The following is a 22,523-nucleotide window of genomic DNA, read 5'->3' on the forward strand; positions in this document are numbered from 1 at the left end:
TACCTTTTTTATATAATTTGTTGTAGGGAGGCTATTGTGGAGAGAAAAATGCATCTTGTAAACACCAAGAAAGAATTGCTTTTTGAGCATGAAGACGATTTTCAGCCTCATCGAAGACAACGGAGTGCGGTCCATCAATCACAGAATCAACCACTTCTTCACCACGATGAGCAGGAAGACAATGCATAAAAAGAGCATCCGGTTTTGCTAATTTCATGAGAGCTTCATTTACTTGATAAGGCTGAAAAATAGAATGACTGCGAGCACGAAACTCTTGTCCCATGGAGACCCATGTATCGGTCATAATACAATCAGCATCTTGAGCCGCTTCTTGGGGATTATGGGTTAGCATAAGATGCGCTCCCCGCTCACGTGCCCAATGTACAAATTGTTCTTGTGGTTCACTGCCCTTTGGTGTGGCAACACGCAAATGAAAACCAAAAAGAGCTGCAGCTTCAATTAAGGAATGGAGCACATTATTACCATCTCCCATCCATGCAAATATTTTGCCAGCAATTGGCCCTCTATGTTCCTCATAGGTTAAGATATCTGCTAAAATTTGGCAAGGATGTGTATCATCTGTAAGGGCATTAATGACAGGAATTTGTGCATATTGTGCCAATTCGAGCATACGTTGATGTTTTGTTGTTCGTAATATCACGACATCCACAAAACGGGATAAAACTCGAGCCGTGTCAGCTATAGTTTCACTGTGACCAAGCTGCATCTCTGAGCCCGTGAGCATGATTGTATCTCCCCCAAGCTGGCGCATACTGATATCGAATGAAATACGGGTTCGTGTGGATGGTTTTTCAAAAATCATCGCGAGCGTTTTACCTATAAAAGGTTTTGAACCTTTTCCTGCTTTAAAAGATGCTTTAAGGATTTTTGCATAATCGATTAATGCACGTGCCATTGCTGGCGTTAAAATGGATAAATCCGTGAAATGACGAAGAGCATTTGTCATGTGTGTGATATTTGTCTGTCCTTATTTATTTTCGAAAGATAAGAAATTGCTTTTTCAATACGACGCAAACTTTCATCTATTTCTTCTTCCTTGATAATAAGAGGAGGCAATAAGCGCACAACATTATTGTTGGCAGCAACACTTAAGAGATATTCACTTTCCAAGGCATTAACAACGAGATTTGAAGGCACAACACACTGAATGCCCATCATAAGCCCCATCCCCTGAACAGCGCAGATAATATCAGGATAGATATTGAGAATGTGCAAAAGTCCATTTTTTAATTTATCCCCCATACGCTGAACATGGTTGAGAAAACTTGGCTCTAACAAAATATCAAGAATACTATTTCCTACAGCCATTCCAAGCAAATTGCCTCCAAAGGTTGATCCATGCGTCCCAGGTGTCATACTTTTTGCAACTTTATCCGTTGCAAGGCAAGCACCTAATGGAAATCCACCTCCTAGTCCTTTTGCAAGGGTAAGAATATCAGGCGTGACATCACTCCATTCATAGGCAAAAAGCTTTCCTGTTCGTCCTACACCCGTTTGGACTTCATCTAAAATCAATAACAGACCATTATCATCGCATATTTTGCGCAAAAATCTTAAATATTCATGAGGGACCGTTCGTATTCCTCCTTCTCCTTGAATAGGTTCAATAAGAATAGCGGCGGTATTTTTATTAATAACGTTACGCAAAGCGGTTTCATCACAAAAAGGGACTTGAATAAATCCACCAGCTTTAGGTCCAAAGCCTTCAAGATATTTTTCATGCCCAGTCGCAGCAAGTGCTGCAAGTGTACGTCCATGAAATGCCCCTTCAAAAGTAATTATTTCAATGCGTGTTGAATGACCAGCGGCATAGTAATAATGACGCGCTGTTTTAAATGCGCATTCTAATGCTTCAGTGCCTGAATTGCAGAAAAAAACCTTATCTGCAAAACTATTTGCACAAAGCCGCGTAGCAAGAGCTGCTTGTTCAGGAGATTGAAAAAGATTGGAAACATGCCAAAGCTTTTCAGCTTGTATTTTGAGTGTATCAACCAATTTTGGATGTGAATACCCTAATGCATTAACAGCAATGCCAGATGTGAAATCAAGATAATGTTCTCCTTTATCGGAAATAAGCCATACACCATGCCCTTGTTCAAAATGCAAATTTCGTCGTGCGAAGCATTCATAAAGTGGTTGTACAGAGATGGTGTCCATCATAATTTCCTTTATATTTTAACCTTTTCAATATATATACAAAGCGACACTATAAATAAAACAACATGGTACATTTCGTTACGGTGCTTTCAACTTTCATTGCGATTAATGATTACACCTATGGAATAGATCATTACACCAATTGAAAAAAAGTCAATGAAGGTTCTACAAATAAGCATTTTGGAAAAAACCTTAAACAAAAGTGAAAGTTTAACCTATGATTGATTTGCAAGTTGGGGAAAACATTCTAAATAAACTCTTCAAGAGGTAAAGACTCTTGTCATAGAGTGAGTGCATATTGTAATTTACAATATAATAAGCAAGATGATGTGTTTTGATTTGTAAATCCACAGGTTGGATGATTTTTTTATGCTCACGTAGAGTGTAAAGTTCTTTCATTCAGCGTAATGAAAACATTATTTAAACATTTGAAGATGCAACGGGGGAAAGCATCTTAGTGACGTAATCGGAATGGAGTGCTGGTATGGGTTGGACATGTGAACGCGTTGAGCTTCTTAAAAAGCTTTGGAGTGAAGGATTAAGTGCAAGTCAAATTGCTGCTCAATTAGGTGGGGTCAGCAGAAATGCAGTCATCGGCAAAGTACATCGATTAAAGTTACCAGGACGTGGTAAGACAGCACAAGGAAGCACGCGTGCGCAAAAAACTCCCGTGGGAAGCAGCAGCCCATCATCTCCACGTGTGCGTCGCAACACATCCACGGTATCGCCAATAAACACATCAGCTGTAAGTATTGAAGAAACCGCTTTAAAGACAGAATTTGTAGTGGAAGATGTAAAAGAAGTTGATATGTCCACAAAATCCAATGTAGTTGTGCCTATATCACGTCAACTTAATCTTCTACAATTGAGTGAAAATACATGTAGATGGCCGGTTGGCGATCCATTATCAGCAGATTTTCATTTTTGTGGTGCAGATTCTGATGAAAATAGCCCTTATTGTGCCTTTCACGCTAAGCTAGCATTTCAACCAATATCTGAAAGACGTCGGATAAGAGTGTAATATCCTCCGATTGAATCTCGTATTCTACGCCTTCTGCGCTTCGTTATTAAATTTTAATTATTGAATTATTATGAGAAAGAAATTTGTTCTTTAATGAATGAAAAAATTTCTTCATGAAAGCATTCATCGTAAATTGTATCTTTTGATGCGAGTGTGTGGCTATGTGTTGTAAAATGTCTATTGTTGTTTATTTTTACGATTCTCTTTAATTCAGTTATACAGTTTTTAAAACTATCCATAGTAGCAATATCTTTTGAAGAACGTAGTTTCTTAATTTCTCATGTTTTTATTTTTCATATACTTAATAGATTAATGCATTGATTTATAAAACAATTTATCATTTTACATCCTGAATCAGATCCGCAAATATGATAAGACTCTCTCATTTTAAGTCTTCTTATATTGAATTAATAAAAACCTTTCGTTTGCACATCACAAACGAAATGAGAGCCGTGTAGAGTAAAAACACTTAAAGAAAAGCACACGGCTTATAAACTTTCTCAAGTACTAAGGGGAAATTCAAGGGCTGTCGCTATATTGGGAAGTGGTAAATCACGTTAGAATATCCAACCTTGCACTTTATATGTAAGTGTAAAGATGGTGGTGTACAATGAATTTTGTACACCTCATGGAGATTACTTTTTACACGCCCTTCCATAAAATGAATTTGAAAATATTAGGAGATATTTTTTTAATAAGCATGTGAATATGTAGTATAAGTATGTTCTGCCTGAAACATTCTGTTTTTCGTGAGTGCTGTTATCACATTAAATCTGTAAAAACAAAAGCATGAGGCAATGAGAGAGTGTAAAACAATGTCTTTATAAGAAAATTAAAAAATAAGGGAATATTGTATTTAAGGTTTTTGCGCAATATATGGGAAATAATTAATTATCGTTATTAATCAGTATATTATTACGTCTTTTCTATAACCTGTAACATACGAGATCTTATAAAATCAATATTGAACCTGAAACGACCTCAATAACATCACATTTCTTTTCCCGATACGAAACGGCGCAACCAAACATAAAGCGCACCTTCTCCGCCATGTTGACGCGCTGCTTTTTCAAACGCATGGACATAATATCGAAAAGCTGGTGTTGATAACCAATACGGAACAAATCTATACAAAGCTCCATCGCTCCCAACGGATCGTCCTTTTCCTGTAATCACAAGAACATAACGCAATCCTCTCTGCTGAGAGGATTGTAGAAATTTTTTTAAGAAAAAATAAGCTTCTTCCTGCATATAACCGTGGAGATCAAGACGCGCCTCAAGAGGATAACGACCTTGGGAAATTTTACGATGTGCAACATGATCAAAGAAATGAACCTTTTGTGCTTGTGTAACTGCCCTCTTTTCTCTTTTAATAATTGTCGAGGGTTGTTGATTTTCCTGAGACAATAAGGAGATTTGAGTTACAGGCTGTTTTTTATCATTAATATTTGCAATAGTTTCTGAAGTAGAAGAGAGCATCTTACCGTGAAGCGGTGTTATCGTACGACAAACCATCTCCCATAAAAGGCGATCTTGTGAAGCCAATAAATCTCTTTTTTGTCTCCATTTACTTGAGGACATTTTAATTTCTCATAAATCATTGAATGCTTATGGAAGAAAAACAAAAAGTATTTTAATTTTCATTTTCTGTAGCAAAAAGCTTCCAGTTGGGATCTGATGATAAACTATTGCGAACAAAAGTCCAAATATCCCTGATTTCTACAATAGCATCAGGATCACCGTCTATACGCTCGCCCTGTTCATTATAAGTAACAGAAATCATCTCACTGACAATACGTATCGTTAAAAGTTCGTCTTTTTCTTGTATTGCCGCCGAGACAAACTCGATCTTATTAATTCCAACAAAAGTAAACTCTATTCTTTCTTTGTTTTTTTCTCGTTGTTCAATCGCTGTACAAAAGTTTTCAAAAACATTCTGACAAAGCAAGCTTTTTAGTTGACTGCGATCACCTTTGGCAAAAGCTGTTACAATCATTTCATAAGCAATTTGTGCACCTTTTATAAAAAATTGAGGAGAAAAATGCGGGTCAATTTTACGCAGTGCTCGCAAATTTTTATTCAAAATACTTCCCTCTGGTGCAATTTCATCAATTTCACTAAAATTGCCTTTTTCTGAATTTTTCTGATGAGGGAACGAAACAATATTATCTGTCGTTTCTGTCTCATCTTGTTTTTTAGAACGTCGTGAATAAGGATCAAAGGGTGGCTTTTCAAACCCAATTCGTTTCCCTAATACATTACGGAGTTGCACAAAAATAACAACCATAATAACAAGAGCGATGACAAGTATAACGTCAAATTCCATAGGCGCTGTCAATCTCCAAAGATTAAGTCTCTAATAAACATTGCAGTCAATACCATTTATCAATAAATATGTAAAATAAGGAATCTTATCATTCAAATATTTTTATAGATTTTGTATTTAAACGGAGTTCTCTTAAGAATTTCTCCCCCTACTCATCCAGAAGGAAATTTTCATGTGATAAAACTTTATTCTATAAATCCTCGTTTTTTTGTTGTTATCTTTCTTTGCATTCTTTTAATCGAGATTGCTGGTTTTATCTTTGTTGGTCAAGAAATTGGTATTTTAGCAACCTTGAGTCTGGTTATTCTCACAACCATAGTTGGGGTTGTTTTATTGCGAATTCAAGGGATTAGCCTTTTAAAAAACATACAAACTGAACTTATCCAAGGACGCACATTAGAAAATAATATTATCAATGATGCTTTCATTATGTTCAGTGCGATTTTACTTATTCTTCCCGGCTTTATAACTGATCTCTTGGGAATATTACTTCTTATTAAACCAATTCGCTCTGTTGTTTGGCATTTCTTTTCATCATTAAAAAACAAAATGAATCAAAATACTAAAAGAAAAAATGACTCTGAAAAAATAATTGACCTTAACGCAGAAGATTACACAATTCATGATACGACAGAATCTCCATGGCGCAAAAATGATGATAACCATTGAAATGCCTAAAAAATCTGTAACAAACTAAAAAAATATTCAAGATAAAGAGCGCATTTCTTGCAACCTTTTGCAAGGCGTGATAACCAATCTGGTCTTTAGATCTAAAATAAATATACATATTATAATGAGAGAGGTTCGTCGTATGGCCGAAGGTGAAATGAATAACAGTGGTGGAGAGCCGGTTTTTGCTGTATTAACTCAATATTTAAAAGATTTATCATTCGAAAACCCTGGTGCTCCTCGTTCATTGCGTGCACGTGAAAAGTCACCACAAATTGATATCAATATTAACGTCAATGCTAACCCAATTGGTGATGATAATTATGATGTCGTTTTGTCTCTCTCCGTTAAAGCCAATGATGACACTGAAACCTTATTTCATGTAGAACTGATTTACGGTGGTGTTTTCCACCTTAAAAACATTCCACAAGAACATGTTATGCCACTGGTCTTTATTGAATGTCCCCGTCTTTTATTTCCATTTGCTCGCCAAATTATATCTGATGCTACTCAAAGTGGTGGTTTTCCACCTTTGTGGATTGACCCTATTGATTTTGCAGCACTCTTCCAAAAGCGTCTTTCTGAAGAACAAAAGGACAGTCAAATACAGCCCTCTTAAAAAATTTATTTTTTTTGCTATCAAAAAGCCCCTTGATATATTATTGGTATATTAGGGGCTTTTTTTCCTTTAGATGACTTTTTCGGCATGATAAGCCGCAAGCATTGCAATATTGACAACATCTGTATCGCTTCCACTAAATGGTACAATTTGGACAGATTTTTCCAATCCAATTAAAATAGGACCAATGATGGTTGCTTCACCAAGTTCTTGTAACATTTTGCTGGCAATGGAAGACGCGTGATATCCAGGCATAACTAAAATATTAGCAGTCTCTGTTAATCCCATAAATGGGTATTGCTGCATCAATTTGGAATTGAGCGCCACATCAGCGCTTATTTCTCCATCAAACTCAAAATCAACCTTGCGTTCGTGCAAAATATTAATTGCATCCTGAATTTGCTGCGTCGTCTGCCCTTTCATGTAGCCAAACGTAGAAAATGCTAAAAATGCTACCCGTGGTTGATATCCAAATCCACGCACAAACGAAGCTGTTTGTTCCGCTATATCAGCAAATTCTTCAGCATTAGGATTTTCATAAACAGCTGTATCGGCAATAAACACAGTTCGGCCACGGCAAATGGCCATTGAAATACCAATCAATCGTTCTTTTGGTTTTTCATCAATTGCCCGACGTATATCGATCAACGCTGTTTCATAATTGCGTGTCACCCCTGTAACCATTGCATCAGCATCTCCTAGTGCCACCATACACGCAGCAAAATAATTGCGATCATTATTGATACGACGATGACAGTCACGCAACAGCCAGCCTTGACGCTGCATCTTTTTATAAAGATAATTCGCATAAGCATCTGTACGGCAAGAAAGCTTGGCATTTATAATAGAAATACCTTCACGCTCCAAATCAATTCCAGCGATAACAGCTGCTTCTCTTATTTGCTCTTCCCGACCAACCAAAATCGCTTGTCCTAATTTTTGATGAACATAAGAAACGGCTGCCCGCATAACTTGTTCTTCTTCACCTTCTGCAAAAACAATTTGTTTTGGCGCTTGACGAACGTGGTTATAAACCCCACGCATTATCGAAGAAGTAGGATCACGCCTCGCATTTAAATCACGCTCATAGGCCTCTAAATCATCTATGTTCTTTTGTGCAACACCGCTTTCCATTGCTGCTTTTGCTACCGCTATTGAAACAACTGTGAACAAACGCGGATCAAAAGGAACGGGAATGATATAATTAGGACCAAATTTTAATCGCTTTCCACGATAAGCTTCTGCAACGCTGTCAGGTACTTCCTCATGCGCTAAATCAGCAAGAGCTCTTGCCGCAGCAATCTTCATGTCTTCATTAATAACTGTTGCACGCACATCAAGCGCACCACGAAATATATAAGGAAAACAGAGAACATTATTAATCTGATTTGGATAATCGGAACGCCCTGTTGCAACAATAGCATCATGACGCACTTGCATAACCTCTTCCGGCGTAATTTCTGGATCGGGATTGGCCATAGCAAAAACGATCGGCTGCGGCGCCATGGATTTTACCATTTCAGGGGTAAGAGCACCTTTAGCAGAAACCCCGAAAAATATATCTGCTCCTTCCATTGCTTCCATAAGCGTACGTTTATCCGTTCGAATAGCATGCGCAGATTTCCACTGATTCATTCCCTCTTTACGACCTTCATAGACCACGCCCTTTGTATCACATAATATGATATTTTCAGAACGAAAGCCCATTGCTTTAATCAGTTCAATACAAGCAATCCCAGCAGAACCAGCACCATTACAGACTAACCGCGTGTTTTGCATATCGCGCCCTGTTAAAGTCAAAGCATTGAGAACACCCGCAGCAACAATAATCGCTGTACCATGTTGATCATCGTGAAAAACAGGAATATTCATCACCTCGCGTAGGCGGCTTTCAATCATAAAGCACTCAGGTGCCTTAATGTCTTCAAGATTGATTCCACCAAAAGAAGGTTCTAAATGACGCACCAAATTGATAAAACTTTCCGTATCATTTATATCAATTTCTAAATCAATGGAATCAATATCCGCAAAACGCTTAAACAGCACTGCTTTGCCTTCCATGACCGGCTTAGAGGCAAGGGCACCTAAATTGCCTAACCCTAAAATAGCTGTACCATTTGAAATAACAGCAACAAGATTGCCTTTTGCTGTATAATCGTAAGCGAGTGCTGGATTTTGAGCAATTGCCTTAACTGGAACTGCAACACCTGGTGAATAAGCAAGTGCTAAATCATGCTGTGTTGCCATAGACTTTGTTGCAACAATCTCAAGCTTTCCTGGTCGACCACGACTATGAAAATCTAGAGCTTCTCTTTCGCTCGCACTGTAAACAGTTTGAGACATTTTCTGATCCTGCTCGCTCTTTTTCATCTCACTTTATTTTCTCCAAAAACAGTGTAAATTTTGCTTGATAATGCGTATAGTTATTAAATTTGATTCATATGTTAGAAATCGCTATTCTTGCCTTAGCAAATCTGATGATACGTTGCAATTTAGAGATAAATAAATATCGAAGTAAACAAAAAAGAGTAAAAACTTCACTTAAAGGAAACAGGCCTCGTACAAATGGATAAAAAAAACAATCATAAAAATAATTTAATTCCACAGCCTGCCTCCTCATCTGCTTCCTCTCAAGAACGTCTTACACCTATGATGGAGCAGTACATAGAAATCAAAGCCATCAATCATGATTCCCTTCTCTTTTACAGGATGGGGGATTTCTATGAATTATTTTTTAATGATGCAATTGAAGCGGCTCAGGCTTTAGGAATCACACTCACAGCACGCGGAAAACATTTAGGACAAGATATTCCTATGTGTGGTGTTCCCGTTCATGCGGCAGATGATTATTTGCAAAAACTCATTGCTTGTGGTTATCGCGTTGCTGTTTGTGAACAAATAGAAGATCCTGCTGAAGCGAAAAAACGTGGCTCAAAATCTGTTGTTCGGCGTGATGTTGTTCGTCTTGTAACACCTGGAACAATAACAGAAGAAAAACTCCTTGATCCAACGCGTGCAAATTATTTGATGACGCTTTCCCGTATAAAAACCAGTGATGGAGAAGAGTTTGCTCTTTCTTGGATTGATATCTCAACAGGCATATTTCGTGTAACAGAAAGCCGCCAAGAAAAACTTTTGGCAGATATTATGCGTGTGGATCCACAAGAAATCATTGTTGCTGATTCCTTTTTTCATGATAAATCTCACAAATCGCTTTTTAATGTTCTTGATCGTATCGTTTCACCTCAACCTGCTTGTCTCTTTGATGCACTCACCGCTGAACGCGATATTTGCAATTATTTTAAACTCTCAACTCTTGAGGGTGTTGCCGATTATTCACGTTCCGAACTCTCTGCAATTGTGGCGGCTATTCGTTATATCGAAAAAACACAAATCACGCATCGTCCTCCCCTCATGCAGCCTGAGCGCCAAAATGAAAGTGCGACTCTTTTTATTGATGCTGCAACCAGATTAAGCCTTGAACTTATTCGTACGACATCAGGTCAACGGGATGGAAGTTTATTAAAAGCGATTGATCGCACTGTAACAGGAGGAGGGTCACGCCTTCTTATTGACCGCCTTATTGCTCCCCTCACCACTCCTTCAGCGATTGATACGCGTTTGGATTCTATCGATTTTTTTCTACGTAATCCTTCTCTTGCAGAAGCGATAAAGCTTATTTTAAAAGGGGGACCAGATATGCCCCGCGCCGTTTCACGTTTGGCTCTTGGACGAGGAGGCCCCCGTGATATGGCGACAATCCAACGCGGTTTTGAAATCATTCGTGAACTGCATCAACTCCTTAATAATGAGCTCCTATCTCAAGAAATAAGTGATGTACAGCAGATATTCTCAAACTTACCCACAGCTTTATACATTCATTTAGAGCAAGCATTAGCTGATGATCTCCCACTGCTTAAACGTGATGGGGGATTTATTCGCTCCAATTATCATAAAGAACTCGATGAAATGCGGGCTTTACGTGACGAATCTCGCCGCGTTATCGCTGAACTTCAAGCGCAATATGCCCAAGAAACAGATATTAAGACGCTTAAAATAAAGCATAATAATATTCTAGGCTATTTCATTGAAGTAACCAGTACACAAGCATCTGCTCTCACAAATAATCCACAGGCTAAAGCACGTTTTATTCATCGCCAAACAATGGCAAATGCTATGCGTTTTACGACAACAGAGCTTGCTGACCTTGAAAGCCGTATTGCCCATGCTGCCAACCATGCATTGACGCTTGAATTAGAAATCTTTGATATTCTCGTTCAGGAAATTACCGAACAAGTTGACTTTATTCGTAAAGCCTCTGAAGCACTTGCAATTTTAGATGTCTCTGTCGCTCTAGCACATCTTGCTGAAGAACAAGGATATTGCCGCCCTAAAATTGATCATTCACTGACCTTTCATATTACAGCAGGACGCCACCCTGTCGTCGAGCAAGCACTCCGCAAACAAGCCGCAGAACCCTTTATTGCCAATAATTGTGATCTCTCTGTACAAAAAAATCAACAGTATGCAGCAATCTGGCTTTTAACTGGACCTAATATGGGAGGAAAATCAACTTTTTTGCGGCAAAATGCTCTCATTGCTATTATGGCACAAATGGGGTCATTTGTTCCAGCAACTTCAGCGCATATTGGCGTCGTTGATCGCCTGTTTAGCCGTGTTGGTGCTTCCGATGATCTTGCACGAGGGCGCTCAACCTTTATGATGGAAATGGTTGAAACAGCAACGATTCTCAACCATGCAAGTCACCACTCCCTTGTTATTCTTGATGAAATAGGACGTGGAACATCAACCTTTGATGGACTATCTATTGCTTGGGCAGCCGTTGAATATCTCCATGAAGTTAACCATTGTCGTGCTATTCTTGCTACCCATTTTCATGAAATGACTGCGCTTACCGAAAAACTTGATAGACTGCATAATGTAACCATGAAAGTCAAAAATTGGGATGGTGATGTGGTTTTCCTTCATGAGGTCATACCAGGAGCTGCTGACCGTTCCTATGGTGTACAAGTTGCAAAGCTTGCTGGACTTCCCCCAGCCGTTATTACACGAGCGACAGATGTCCTCCATCAACTAGAACAAGGTGAAATGGCTGGAAAAGGGCATAAACTCATTGATGATTTACCCCTCTTTTCTCTTAAAGCAACATCTCCCGTCAATGAAGAAAGAAACAAACATTGTGTTCTTCACGAAGCTTTAAAAAATATCCATCCTGATGAACTCTCTCCTAAGCAAGCTTTAGAAACAATTTACCACCTCAAACAGCTTGAAGAGAGTACCCCCCTATAGAAAACAGATGTTATTTTTTATTAAATAAGCTTTCTTAATAGGAAATAAAGTGTCCTTTTTTGATATGTTTTGGTACAAATATTTGTTTACCTTATTCCTATTGCTTTTCTACGCAATATATTTTGATAAGTAGAATGCATCTAGAGGAAAAATCCTATGCATTATATTTCATATTTCCTTAGATCAATCTTGACGTTTATACAAAAAAATTGATCCACATCGATTCTTTTTACAAGACAATCATTTTTTGCAACGATTATCTTGAATTCTCCTCCACCTTGCCAACATGCATGTCTAATGAATTACGCTTTTTTACGCTCAATATCATCTTACTCATAGCAACAGCGTTGGTTTAAAGCTGTCTGTGTGTATCATACTACCCCATTTTGCATGATAAATTCACGTGCAATAGATTACGCTTTTTCTTTATATTTTAAATGATAAAGAACTCTTTTACTGTTTCCACATGAATCATATAATTAAGTATATCAATGATATCCTAGTTGCATTTTATTTTCCTAAAAAAAGCTTTTGAAATACCTTCCCAACTTTAAACGACGAAGATTTCCACTCGAATTTGATCTGTAAACAGTCCCAATTCTAGCGGTTTCCTCTTAAGCTTCCCACTCATGTAATTAACTTACACAAGGACTCGACAAACAAGCCTAAGAATATTCACAACACACGTTAAAAACGCTTAAATGTTGAAAGCTTTCTTATATCCCGCGCCTCAATGACAGTGTTTTATAGCCCAACAAAATAATATCACCAGTACAATAAATATCTTTCATAAGATGAGTAATAAGAGATCATAACCTTGCATAAAACTAGAATATGATATGAAAAGCGCTTGATACGACCTCACCTGTCTTACACAACTACTAAAAAAATCCGCAGCAGCTTTTATAAATTTTATGCATCGCCTTTTAATCATACTTACGATAACTCAAAATATCCTTATAAGCTCATAAACTTATCCGCTTAGAATATTGTGCAAAAGAAACCAAAAAATCTCTTAGAGGACTATCTTTCTTTTATAAGTCAATACATTGATTTATAATTAAAGTTTAGCGTTATTCAACTTGAATTAGCCCCCCCAAATATCGTAAGATTCTTTCATTTCAAACCTGTTTATCTTAAACCAATCAAAATCACTTGCTTGCACATCACAAGCGGGATGAGTGTGTGGGAAAAACTATAATACAAATGCCTCTTATGAACCCCAAGGATTGTAGCAACATCCATGAGCTGGCAAAGTGTGCGATGGTGCCGGCTTGCTTCTTCTCAAGCGTAAAGATGGGGAATCCACCATTATACCATTCACGGATGCCATCATAAAATGAACTTGGGAGCATTGAGAGATGTCTCTTAAAACGCATCCTTTATCTCATCAAATATTACGAACTGCACCCTTTGAAGCAGATGTGGTCATCGCTGCATAAGCTTTGAGAGCCTTTGAAATTTTACGCTGACGCTTCTCAACCGGTTGCCAAGCACCTTTTCCTTTTGCTTCCATCTTAGCACGACGCTGCTTCATTTCAATGTCATCAACCAATATATGAATGCTACGATTTGGAATATCAATTTCTATGATATCTCCCTCTTCTACCAACGCAATTTCTCCTCCTTCAGCAGCTTCTGGTGAAATATGTCCTATCGAGAGCCCTGAGCTCCCCCCTGAAAAACGTCCATCCGTAACAAGTGCACAAACCTTGCCCAATCCTTTAGATTTGAGATAACTCGTTGGATAAAGCATTTCTTGCATTCCAGGTCCACCACGAGGACCTTCATAACGGATTAAAACAATTTCACCTGTTTTAATCTTATCCGTTAATATAGCTGAAACAGCTGAATCTTGGCTTTCAAAAATTCTTGCTGGACCTTTAAAGGTTAAAATTGACTGATCAACACCTGCTGTTTTTACAATACAGCCATCTTTTGCAAGATTTCCATAAAGAACTGCCAATCCTCCATCTTGTGAATAAGCATGTTTCTTATCGCGAATCACACCTTTTTCACGATCAAGATCAAGAGTCTCATAGCGACTAGATTGGCTAAAAGCGGTTTGGGTTGGAATGCCACCTGGAGCAGCACGATAAAATGCACGAACTGTTGGTTCATTGGTTTGTTTTACATCCCAACGGTACAAAGCTTCTTTCATCGTTTTTGCGTGAACCGTATAAGTTGACGTATCAATGAGTCCCGCCGCATCCAATTCGCCTAAAAGCCCCATAATACCACCGGCGCGATGAACATCTTCCATATGCACATTCGCAACAGCAGGAGCAACCTTGCATAAAACAGGAACACGACGTGAAAGATGATCAATATCCGTCATTGTAAAATCCACCGCACCTTCTTGCGCCGCTGCTAAAAGATGCAGTACTGTATTGGTTGATCCTCCCATAGCAATATCAACGGTCATTGCATTTTCAAAAGCCTTGCGTGAAGCAATAGAGCGTGGCAAAACTGTTTCATCATCTTCTTCATAATAACGCTTGACCAATGTAACAATCTGTTTTCCAGCTTCTTCAAAAAGCATCCGTCGATCTGCATGTGTTGCTAGCATTGATCCATTTCCGGGAAGCGAAAGCCCCAATGCTTCCGTTAAACAATTCATAGAGTTGGCCGTAAACATTCCTGAACAAGAACCACATGTAGGACAAGCAGCACGCTCCATTTCAGCAACTTCTTCTTCTGAATTCTGTTCTGAAGCTGCTGCGACCATGGCATCAACCAAATCAACCATTAGATCTTGATCTTTCCATTTAATCTTACCTGCTTCCATAGGACCGCCTGAAACAAAGATTGTTGGAATATTCAACCGTAAAGCAGCCATTAACATACCAGGCGTAATTTTGTCACAATTAGAAATACAGACAAGTGCATCCGCACAATGTGCATTAACCATATACTCTACAGAATCAGCAATAATTTCGCGTGAAGGCAAAGAATAAAGCATTCCATCGTGCCCCATCGCAATTCCATCATCTACAGCAATAGTGTTAAACTCTTTCGCAACACCACCAGCAACGGCTATCTGTTGTGCAACCAATTGCCCAAGATCCTTTAAATGGACATGTCCTGGTACAAATTGTGTAAAAGAATTCGCAATCGCAATAATGGGTTTACCAAAATCTGCATCTTTCATCCCTGTTGCACGCCAAAGACCGCGGGCTCCTGCCATATTACGCCCGTGAGTCGATATTCTTGAACGGTAAGAAGGCATTATTTTTTTCCCCTCAAATAATTCCATTTTTCTTGTTGTGCTGTAACTTCATTATAAAAACAAGAGCTTTAATATTCAAAAGAGAAAAATACCTTGGACTGAGGCATTTGAAGCACAAAATTAAAAGATTTGCATCAACTTCCTCATAAAGCTTTTGTTTTTTCTATTCCTTATCAATCAACATCTCATCCCTGCGTAACTCTATGTTTGAGACAAATGTCAAGACGATTCAGTGCAGTATGAACTGTTCTAGATTTTTGTATGCCAGATTTGATGGCTATATTGCGTATATCTATTTGCGTAATTTCTGAAATTGGAAAGAATATAAAGGCATCGTGGTAAAAACCTATCATCTCCTTACAATTCAGCTTTACACCTTTCAAAAGCTTCCATAGTAATATCTTTTAAATAATGATGAGGCGCTGTCTCACACTTTTGTTTTTCACACTCTTCAATGGAGTTACCCCCTTAGGAAGAACAAAACACACCAAACAAAATACACTTGTATTGCCAATTTACGCATTCGTTTTAAAGAAACATTTCTCACTGCGCTCGAACTCAGTTCATGACAGCGCCCATAAAGGTATAACAGCCCTCGTGAATAATATAAACTTATGAGAAGCATCCTCACCACTTATGAAGAAGAAAACAAACACCATCATACATTTTACTCATCCCCAATGTTGCGAAGTCCTTGGCAATTAAGACAATTAAAAAGAGAGATTTTTATGCCTTTCTTCAAGTGTTTTTATCCACATGGCTCTCCCTGCTTATGACATCAAGCAAGTGACTTTAATTGTTTTAATATAAGAAGATCTCAAATGAGAGAACCTTATGATATTCGGGATTCTCATTCCAGTTGTAAAAAATTAATTATGAATATAAATCAATGTCTTATATCATTATACCCTTTATGAGAAAAACGAATAGAATTTATAAAGGACTTCGTTTTCCTCGTAAGGAAATCTAGTGCAGAGTTACAATTTGTAGTTCATGCTCATTGGCTCCAGCAAGAGCGATAGAGCGTTCATCGGATAAAATGATAGGATAACCTGTTTCACCAAAGAGAGCCCATATGGTAATGCCTGGGGTCATTGGCGGAAGATCTGGAAAGTTTTTAGCCAAGTCATCTGTACAAACTTTTTTTAAATAAGCAATTTGTCCCGCATCAGAGTAGGCTGTGTTCTGAAACGATAAGTTTTGTTTATGTTCTCCCATTTCACGGTTCCTTTACGCCTTAACTTTTATGACTCACCACTACTGACTTTAATTGGAATCTGTTTTATTTCTTTTTTTAATCTTGGTTGATACAGATTAATTGATAAAAGACCATTTTTCAACTCGGCATTTGTGACGTGCATCCCTTCCGCAAGAATAAAGATTCGCTGGAATTGTCGCGCTGCTATACCGCGATATAAATATTGATGATTTTGGTTGTCTGTTTGTTTACCATGAATAACCAATTGATTATCATCGAGCAAAATATTAAGATGGTTAATCTTAAATCCAGCAACAGCCAAAGTTATCCGGATATGATTTGCATCATCGTTTTTATGTAAACGTTCAATGTTATAGGCTGGGTAAGCTTCATCAGCTTTACCGATACGTTGCAATGTTTTTTCTACGGTTTCAAATCCTAAAAGAAAAGGATTGGAGAAAGGCGTCACATGTGTCATTCATGAGTATCCTCTTTGAAAAGCGGCGTTACTTGACCAAACTCTATACAAAGTGTTCGCTGTATTCCTCTCATATGGCGAGCGTAAATGATAACTTCAAGAGAGAAGATTAAGAGAGTTCAATGACTCAACGTACCATAAAATTATCAAAAGCGCGAAATTTATCTAGTATATTATATAATAAAGATGAAATTGCAGAAATATTTCGCCGTTTTTCTGTGCAACGCCCAGCGCCTAAGAGTGATCTTATCTATACAAATATTTTTACGCTTTTGGTGGCAGTTGTACTTTCAGCTCAAGCGACAGATGTAAGCGTTAATAAAGCGACAAAAGAATTATTTCGCCTTGCTGATCAACCGGAAAAAATGGTTGCATTAGGGGAAGAAGAAATAGCACTTCATATCCGTTCAATCGGTCTTTGGCGAGCAAAAGCACGCAATATTTATGCACTTTGCAACTGTTTAATTAATCAATATGGCGGTCAAGTCCCTGATACGCGTGAAGCACTTATGTCCCTCCCTGGAGTGGGACGAAAAACGGCTAATGTTGTTTTGAATGTTGCTTTTGGTCAACCTACATTGGCAGTAGATACACATATTTTTCGCTTAAGCAATCGTCTTGGTTTAGCGCCTGGCAAAACACCAGAGATTGTCGAAAAAAAATTATTAAAGATTATACCGATCTATTATCTTCGTCATGCGCATCATTGGTTAATTTTACATGGACGCTATATTTGTCAAGCACGTCAAGCAAAATGTGCGCAATGCATTATTGCCGATTTATGTAAAGCCGCAAGCAAAACAAATGCTATCCCAGCACCTCTGGTTGAAATTCAAGGTAATGGCGCTCCGATTTTTTTGTAATACAGTCTTGCTATTTTGTGTATACTAGCTTATGAGAACATTTTTGGAACCGCCCGGCAGGGCATGCCGTGGCTGTTTAAATGCTTGTTCAAGCGTTGGTCCGCTTGAGTGAATAGATGTTTGATTGAATAAACTAATGTATGGAGTAGCAAAATGCCCAAAATGAAGACCAAATCATCCGCTAAAAAGCGGTTTAAAATCACTGCGTCAGGCAAAATTAAAGTAGCAGCTGCTGGTAAGCGCCACGGCATGATTAAGCGTTCGAATAAATTTATTCGCGATGCACGTGGAACAATGGTTTTATGTGAACAAGATGCTAAAAAAGTCATTCAGCATTATTTGCCGAATGGTATTTAAACCTTACGCTTTTGATTTTGAGGAGATTATAATATGGCTCGTGTGAAAAGAGGTGTGACAGCACACGCTAAGCACAAAAAAGTTCTTAAACAAGCTGAAGGCTTTTATGGTCGACGTAAAAATACCATTCGTGCTGCTAAAGCAGCAGTTGATCGTTCAAAGCAGTATGCTTATCGTGACCGCAAAAATAGAAAGCGTACTTTCCGTGCTTTGTGGATTCAGAGAATTAATGCGGCTGTTCGTGCAGAAGGTTTAACTTATGGACGTTTTATTGATGGCTTATCAAAAGCCGGTATTGAAGTTGATCGTAAAGTTCTTTCAGACATAGCAATCCACGAGGCGGAAGCATTTTCAGCTCTAGTCGCTTCAGCAAAAAAAGCTTTAGAATATTTAAAAGACACAACACCTAATGCTTTTGAAGGCGCTGTCAAGTAAGCCAGTCGTGTTCTCTTAAAGCATTTATTTATTCGAGGTCCCGTGCTGGCTATTGCGAGTGCGGGTTTTTCTTTATTAGAAAATAGGCAAAAATATGAATGATATTGAGCGTCTGGAACAAGAAATTTGTTTAGCCTTAGAGGCAGCAGGTGATGAACAAGCACTTGAAACAGTGCGTATTTCAGCATTGGGTAAAAAAGGTAGTATCTCTGAAAAATTAAAAGAATTAGGAAAAATGGAGGCTAGCGAGCGTCATAAAGTTGGACCTGTTCTTAATGGATTAAAAAATCGTATTTTAGAGTTATGGGCGCAAAAGCGTGATCTTCTAAAAAGACAAGCAATGAATGCTCGTCTTTCTCGTGAAACAGTGGATGTTACCTTACCTGTTCGTTCTTCTCCTATAGAACGGGGGCGTATTCATCCTATTTCACAAGTGATTGAGGAAATTATTGCCATTTATACAACGTTGGGTTTTTCTCTTGCCGAAGGTCCAGATATTGAAACAGATTATTATAATTTTACAGCATTGAATTTTCCTGAAGGGCATCCAGCGCGTGAAATGCATGATACCTTCTTTTTTGATGTTGATAAAATGGGAGAGAGAAAATTATTGCGAACCCATACATCACCCGTACAAATTCGTACACTAGAAAAACAAAAAGCACCGATACGGATCATTATTCCTGGAAAAACTTACCGCATGGATTCGGATGCAACGCATTCTCCTATGTTCCATCAGGTAGAAGGTCTTGTCATTGATAAAACCTCCACCATTGCCCATATGATGTGGCTACATGAAACCTTTTGTAAAGAATTTTTTGAAGTTCCTTCTGTAAAAATGCGTTTTCGTCCCTCTTTTTTCCCTTTTACCGAACCATCTATGGAAGTGGATATTCAATGTGATCGTTCTGGTTCAGAAATAAAATTTGGTGAAGGACAGGGTTGGTTGGAAATTTTAGGATGCGGAATGGTGCATCCTCATGTGTTGAAAAATGTTGGTTTAGATCCCGATGAATATCAAGGCTTTGCATGGGGAATGGGCATTGATCGTATTGCCATGTTGAAATACGGTATGCCTGATTTGCGGGCTTTTTTTGATGCTGACCTGCGTTGGTTAGACCATTATGGCTTTCGTTGCTTTGATATGCCTGCTTTTTTTCCTAATAGAAATGTGTGATCTTAGTCATCGCTTTCATGTGAGGTTTTAAAATGAAGTTTACATTGTCCTGGTTAAAAGATCACTTAGAGACAAATGCATCTTTGGATGAAATTTGTGAAAAATTAACCGCTATCGGTCTTGAGGTTGATCACGTTGATGATCGGTCTTCTTTAAAAGGTTTTGTGATTGCAAAAGTTTTAACAGCAATAAAACATCCTGATGCCGATAAACTTCAAATTTTATCAGTGGATACAGGAACTTCCACACCTGTTCAAGTTGTCTGTGGAGCACCAAATGCACGTGCAGGTCTTATTGGTGTTCTGGCACTACCAGGCACTTATATTCCAGGACTCGATGTGACATTATCTGTAGGAAAAATCCGCGGGGTTGAAAGTTTTGGGATGATGTGTTCGCAAGCAGAGCTTGAATTAACAAATGAGCATGACGGGATTATCGAACTTCCAGAAGATGCACCTATTGGAGATTCATTTGCAGCTTATGCTGGTTTAGATGATCCGATCATTGATATTGGTTTGACCCCCAATCGTTCCGATTGTACAGGTGTTCGCGGTATTGCCCGTGATCTTGCTGCCGCTGGAATGGGAAAATTAAAAGAATTGTCTTTACCAAAATTTGATACTGCTTTTGAAACACCTCTCGATGTTTCATTAGATTTTTCGCAAGGTTCATCATTATGCTTAGGCTTTGCTTGGCGTGAAGTACGCAATGTTCAAAATGGCGAATCACCACAGTGGATGCAACAACGTTTGAATGCAATTGGTTTGAGACCGATTAATGCGCTTGTTGATATGACCAATTACATCAGTTTTGACCTTGGTCGTCCACTCCATGTTTTTGATGCAGATAAAATTAAAGGTAATTTGTGTGTACGTTGTGCTCGTGAGGGAGAACAGCTTCAAGCACTAAACGGAAAAGTCTATCATCTGGGCGCTAAGAATTGTGTCATTGCAGATGACGAGGGGGTTGTTTCGATTGCCGGCATCATGGGCGGTGAAAGAACGAGTTGTGATGAAACAACACATCGCGTTATTATTGAATCGGCGCTTTGGGATGCGCAAAGCATTGCACAAACAGGAAGAGCATTAGGTCTTATCAGTGATGCACGTTATCGATTTGAACGAGGTGTTGATCCGGCTTTTATAGAAACAGGGCTTGAAATTGCAACAGAATTGGTCTTACGTCTTTGTGGTGGTGAAGTATCTAAGAAGAGGATCATCGGCTATCAACAACAAGAAATCAAACAGATCGCTTTTCCTTTTTCTGAAATTAAACGTTTAACAAATTTGGAAATAGAGCCTGAAAAAGTCGTCTCTATTTTAACAAAACTCGGATTTTTTGTTGAAGGAAAAGGAGATGTCGTTACGGTAAAAGTACCATCATGGCGCCCTGATATTATGGGTAAAGCCGATTTGGTGGAAGAGGTTATGAGAATTTATGGGTTAGATAAAATTAAACCTATTCCTTTGGAAAACTTTGCAGAAGGAAAAGATCAAATTTTAACATGCGCACAAATTCGTTCACGTGCTACACGTTTGGCTCTAGTGCAACGTGGTATGAAAGAAGCGGTAACATGGTCTTTTATTTCTGAAAATCAAGCTCTTGCTTTTGGAGGAGGTCAAGAAGAGCTTAAATTAGTTAATCCTATTGCTGCTGATATGTCAGTAATGCGTCCTTCCCTTTTACCTGGTTTGATTATGGCGGCACAGAGAAATGCTGATCGTGGTTTTTCCGATCTTTCTTTGTTTGAAGTTTCAAGTATTTATGAGGGTGACACCCCTGATAAACAACACCGTGTTGTTAGTGGAGTTCGTCGCGGAACAGAGCAATTTAAAGGGGCAGGGCGTTTTTGGAATGGAAATGCAACCGTCGTTGATGTTTTTGATGCCAAAGCAGATGCTTTAGCTGTTTTAGAAGCATGTGATATGGATGTTGGGAAAGTGCAGATTGAAGTTGGAGCACCTGATTGGTATCATCCAGGTCGTTCAGGTGTCATAAAACTTGGATCAAAGATTATTCTTGGTTTTTTTGGTGTTTTTCATCCTGCTACATTAGAAACGTTAGATGTCAGTGGTCCTTTATGCGGCTTTGAAATTTTTCTAGACCGAATTCCAGAATCAAAGAAAAAAACGACCAAAAGCCGTCCTCCTTTGAAACTCTCACCTTTTCAAATGGTGCGGCGTGATTTTGCCTTTATAGCGGATAAAACTGTTGCCTCTTCTCTTATTATTCGGGCGGCAAGTGGAGCTGATAAAAAACTTATTCATTCAGTGCAGGTTTTTGATATTTTTGAAGATTTAAGCTTTGGTGAAGATAAAAAATCTGTTGCAATTGAAGTAACTATTCAGCCCATAGAACGGACTCTAACAGATGAAGATTTAGAAAAGCTTGCCTCAAAGATCGTGGATAATGTTACCAAAATGACAGGTGCATATTTACGCTACTGAGTATTCTCATTTTTTATGAGATATTTTACATGAAGTGGGAGCATTTTTGAGTGCTCCCTTTTTGTTTGGCATTCAAGAGCTATAGAACTTCTTGAAAGGGGATCTCTTTACTAAAACAAGCTGCTTAAATTATCAATTTTTTCAATATGAAAAAACTGTTTTTAAACATCTTGAAAAGTTATTTTTTCTCTTAATCCTTCATTGCAAATGTAAAAG

Annotated in this window: 17 protein-coding genes; 9 read left to right on the plus strand and 8 right to left on the minus strand. The window is 38.4% G+C overall.

The genetic code is table 11. The features are described from left to right. Positions 1 to 31: 31 nt before the first annotated feature. Positions 32 to 967: an ornithine carbamoyltransferase gene (gene argF / locus ACFIM8_RS00265; RefSeq protein WP_375614311.1), complete on the minus strand. Its 936-nt coding sequence runs from the start codon at positions 965 to 967 to the stop codon at positions 32 to 34. Continuing rightward, the gene (locus ACFIM8_RS00270; protein ID WP_375606227.1) at positions 964 to 2,178 is read right to left on the minus strand and encodes an aspartate aminotransferase family protein; all 1,215 of its coding nucleotides are present in this window, start codon (positions 2,176 to 2,178) and stop codon (positions 964 to 966) included. Before ACFIM8_RS00270 ends, argF begins: the two co-directional genes overlap by 4 nt. Positions 2,179 to 2,662: 484 nt before the next feature. Between ACFIM8_RS00270 and ACFIM8_RS00275 the strand changes: the two genes are divergently transcribed. After that, entirely contained in the window at positions 2,663 to 3,199 is a 537-nt protein-coding gene (locus ACFIM8_RS00275; RefSeq protein ID WP_375606180.1) for a GcrA family cell cycle regulator, read from the plus strand. A gap of 990 nt (positions 3,200 to 4,189) precedes the next feature. On the opposite strand, the gene ACFIM8_RS00280 is transcribed toward ACFIM8_RS00275, so the two are convergent. Next, positions 4,190 to 4,780, minus strand: a complete 591-nt coding sequence (locus ACFIM8_RS00280) for a Smr/MutS family protein (RefSeq protein ID WP_375607863.1) — start codon at positions 4,778 to 4,780, stop codon at positions 4,190 to 4,192. A 52-nt stretch (positions 4,781 to 4,832) separates the two neighbouring features. Beyond that, a complete protein-coding gene (locus tag ACFIM8_RS00285) occupies positions 4,833 to 5,525 on the minus strand; it encodes a Tim44/TimA family putative adaptor protein (RefSeq protein ID WP_375606178.1) in 693 nt (230 codons plus the stop codon). Positions 5,526 to 5,699: 174 nt separating this feature from the next. Between ACFIM8_RS00285 and ACFIM8_RS00290 the strand changes: the two genes are divergently transcribed. Together ACFIM8_RS00290 and secB are read left to right on the plus strand one after the other, a co-directional pair. Continuing rightward, the gene (locus ACFIM8_RS00290) at positions 5,700 to 6,194 is read left to right on the plus strand and encodes an FxsA family protein (protein ID WP_375606177.1); all 495 of its coding nucleotides are present in this window, start codon (positions 5,700 to 5,702) and stop codon (positions 6,192 to 6,194) included. A gap of 142 nt (positions 6,195 to 6,336) precedes the next feature. Beyond that, complete coding sequence (secB, locus tag ACFIM8_RS00295) at positions 6,337 to 6,813, plus strand: protein-export chaperone SecB (protein ID WP_375606176.1); 477 nt, start codon at positions 6,337 to 6,339, stop codon at positions 6,811 to 6,813. 69 nt (positions 6,814 to 6,882) lie between these two features. Here the strand turns inward: secB and ACFIM8_RS00300 are convergent, their stop codons facing one another. Then, positions 6,883 to 9,183: an NADP-dependent malic enzyme gene (locus tag ACFIM8_RS00300; protein WP_375608954.1), complete on the minus strand. Its 2,301-nt coding sequence runs from the start codon at positions 9,181 to 9,183 to the stop codon at positions 6,883 to 6,885. Positions 9,184 to 9,378: 195 nt separating this feature from the next. On the opposite strand from ACFIM8_RS00300, the gene mutS reads away from it, so the two are divergent. After that, positions 9,379 to 12,123, plus strand: coding sequence for a DNA mismatch repair protein MutS (gene mutS / locus ACFIM8_RS00305; RefSeq protein ID WP_375606174.1), 2,745 nt, complete (start codon positions 9,379 to 9,381; stop codon positions 12,121 to 12,123). A 1,390-nt stretch (positions 12,124 to 13,513) separates the two neighbouring features. Here the strand turns inward: mutS and ilvD are convergent. From ilvD to ACFIM8_RS00320, 3 genes are all read right to left on the minus strand, one after another. Beyond that, positions 13,514 to 15,352, minus strand: coding sequence for a dihydroxy-acid dehydratase (gene ilvD, locus ACFIM8_RS00310; RefSeq protein WP_375614312.1), 1,839 nt, complete (start codon positions 15,350 to 15,352; stop codon positions 13,514 to 13,516). Between the two features lie 966 nt (positions 15,353 to 16,318). Next, on the minus strand, positions 16,319 to 16,570 hold the full coding sequence (locus ACFIM8_RS00315) for a DUF1150 family protein (protein ID WP_375606172.1): 252 nt from the start codon (positions 16,568 to 16,570) through the stop codon (positions 16,319 to 16,321). Between the two features lie 26 nt (positions 16,571 to 16,596). Beyond that, positions 16,597 to 17,028, minus strand: a complete 432-nt coding sequence (locus ACFIM8_RS00320) for an Hsp20 family protein (RefSeq protein WP_375606171.1) — start codon at positions 17,026 to 17,028, stop codon at positions 16,597 to 16,599. A gap of 122 nt (positions 17,029 to 17,150) precedes the next feature. Between ACFIM8_RS00320 and nth the strand changes: the two genes are divergently transcribed. From nth to pheT, 5 genes are all read left to right on the plus strand, one after another. Continuing rightward, positions 17,151 to 17,891 (plus strand): endonuclease III, encoded by a 741-nt coding sequence (gene nth / locus ACFIM8_RS00325; RefSeq protein ID WP_375614313.1) that lies wholly within the window; start codon positions 17,151 to 17,153, stop codon positions 17,889 to 17,891. Between the two features lie 153 nt (positions 17,892 to 18,044). Continuing rightward, positions 18,045 to 18,248 (plus strand): 50S ribosomal protein L35, encoded by a 204-nt coding sequence (gene rpmI, locus ACFIM8_RS00330; protein WP_183193590.1) that lies wholly within the window; start codon positions 18,045 to 18,047, stop codon positions 18,246 to 18,248. Positions 18,249 to 18,281: 33 nt separating this feature from the next. Next, positions 18,282 to 18,683, plus strand: coding sequence for a 50S ribosomal protein L20 (gene rplT / locus ACFIM8_RS00335; RefSeq protein WP_012754515.1), 402 nt, complete (start codon positions 18,282 to 18,284; stop codon positions 18,681 to 18,683). Positions 18,684 to 18,777: 94 nt separating this feature from the next. Beyond that, a complete protein-coding gene (pheS, locus tag ACFIM8_RS00340) occupies positions 18,778 to 19,860 on the plus strand; it encodes a phenylalanine--tRNA ligase subunit alpha (protein ID WP_375614314.1) in 1,083 nt (360 codons plus the stop codon). Positions 19,861 to 19,892: 32 nt separating this feature from the next. Next, on the plus strand, positions 19,893 to 22,307 hold the full coding sequence (gene pheT, locus ACFIM8_RS00345) for a phenylalanine--tRNA ligase subunit beta (RefSeq protein ID WP_375614315.1): 2,415 nt from the start codon (positions 19,893 to 19,895) through the stop codon (positions 22,305 to 22,307). The last annotated feature ends 216 nt before the right edge of the window (positions 22,308 to 22,523 follow it).

The sequence above is a fragment of the Bartonella sp. AC535YNZD genome (assembly GCF_042196625.1).
In the GTDB taxonomy this organism is placed as follows: domain Bacteria; phylum Pseudomonadota; class Alphaproteobacteria; order Rhizobiales; family Rhizobiaceae; genus Bartonella.